Origin of the sequence: Streptomyces sp. WAC05292 (assembly GCF_003949955.1) — a bacterium.
GTDB lineage: Bacteria > Actinomycetota > Actinomycetes > Streptomycetales > Streptomycetaceae > Streptomyces > Streptomyces globosus.
Genome location: NZ_RPSE01000670.1, coordinates 1 through 1,577, shown reverse-complemented (window position 1 = coordinate 1,577; position 1,577 = coordinate 1). Strand labels below are relative to the sequence as shown.

Here is a 1,577-nt window from a genome sequence, read left to right as displayed (position 1 = left end):
CTCGCGGCGCTCGGTGACGAGGTGGTCGCCGCACAGCCATGCCGACCACACCCGGTCCGGGGGTACGTGGCGGCCGCCTTCCAGCTCGTAGAACTCCGCCTCGATCGACGACTTCGGCAGCCTCTCCGCGGCCGCCCGATCGGCGTCGGAGGCGTCGTTGACGTACAGCTCGGCGGCCGTTTCGGGCAGTTTCTCGGCGAACGCGGCGGCCTCCTCGACCTTCTGGTGGAAGGTCATGACGGTGCGCAGGTTGTACGCCGCCGCGTGCTCCAGGAGCGCGGCCTGTAGCAGTGCCAGGCGCCGGCCCCGCTGCGCCTCCTCCGATTCTCCGAGGACGGGCGACGGATCCCGGATCTCGAGGACGTCGATTTCGAACCCGGCGAGGATGCCCCGTTCGATCGCTTCCGAGAGCCCCAGCTCGGCCAGCCACGCGCCGTAGGTGCCGTCCGGGTCGTCGGCCATGCTCGCGATCTCCAGCTCTTCGCCCCCGGCGCCCTTCTGCGGCCGGGCCGCCGCCAGGATCCGCGGGGTGGCGGTCAGGTAGAGCCGGAAGTCCGTCGGGATCCTGTCGTTGTCGTGGATGGCGGCCCAGGGCCGTCCGAGGTCGCCGGCGGTGCCGTGGGCCTCGTCGACGATGGCGAGGTCGAAGCCCGTCATCTGCTGCCCGTAGAGCCGCTCCCCGCCTGCCAGGGCGGCCTCCAGCGGCCCGCGGACCTTCCGCCGGCCCTCGGGTGCGTCGATGTCCTCCCGGTCCACCAGAGAGGCGTACGTGGCGAACACGACCACGGGCCCGTGCCCGGCCCACAGGGCGAGCTGGATCGGGTTGGTGGTGGTGCGCACGCCCAGTTCGTTGAGCACGCAGTCATTTTCCAGCGAGCACACGGCGATCATCGGGGCCCGGTGGCCGACCTGGCGCCATGCCTGGGCGGTCTGCGCGAGCAGGTCCAGGGTCGGGACCGTGACGAGGATCCGGCCGCCCGGGAAGGACTCCAGCGCGCACGCGGCTGCCGTGATCGTCTTGCCCGATCCGGTCGCGGACACGATCGTGCCCCGGGCCCCCTGCGGGGGTACAGATGACCTTGCAGGGAATCCCACCCATTTACGGAACGCTGACTTCTGATCGACCTGGTGCTCACGGAGCTGGATCATCGAGAGTGAACCTCACATGCATCTCTTGACAGACTCGATATGGAGGGGGCAAGCGACGGCTTAACGCTGCCAAGGGCCTATGGCGGGGCGATAGTTGACCTATATGAGGTGGTCAGGGAGGCATCGGTGCGAGAAAATGGGAAGTATGGACGAAGACTTCTGTGAAGTGATGCTCCTGCCCAGCTCCCATTGTGACCACTGCCGAACAGCGCGATCGGAGCTTCCCCGGAGGGTTTACGTCACCAAAGGCGGGAACGTCTACCACAGGACGCCTAACTGTGAAGGAATCAAAGACGGTCAGCGGTATGCTCGTTGGAGAGGAGACGAGATCCATGATGTTCAGTCCGTCCCACGCAGCGATGTACAGGCCCAACGAGGAGCCTGTGAAATCTGTCGCCCTGACCTGACTCACAAACTACCCTGAGCGT

1 protein-coding gene is annotated in these 1,577 nt (G+C 67.0%); it reads right to left on the bottom strand.

Translation table 11 applies throughout. The annotated features are described in order from the left end of the window. A partial coding sequence (locus tag EF903_RS32240; RefSeq protein WP_125548493.1) for a DEAD/DEAH box helicase family protein occupies positions 1-1,149 on the bottom strand: 1,149 nt, incomplete at its 3' end. Between the last annotated feature and the right edge of the window lie 428 nt (positions 1,150-1,577).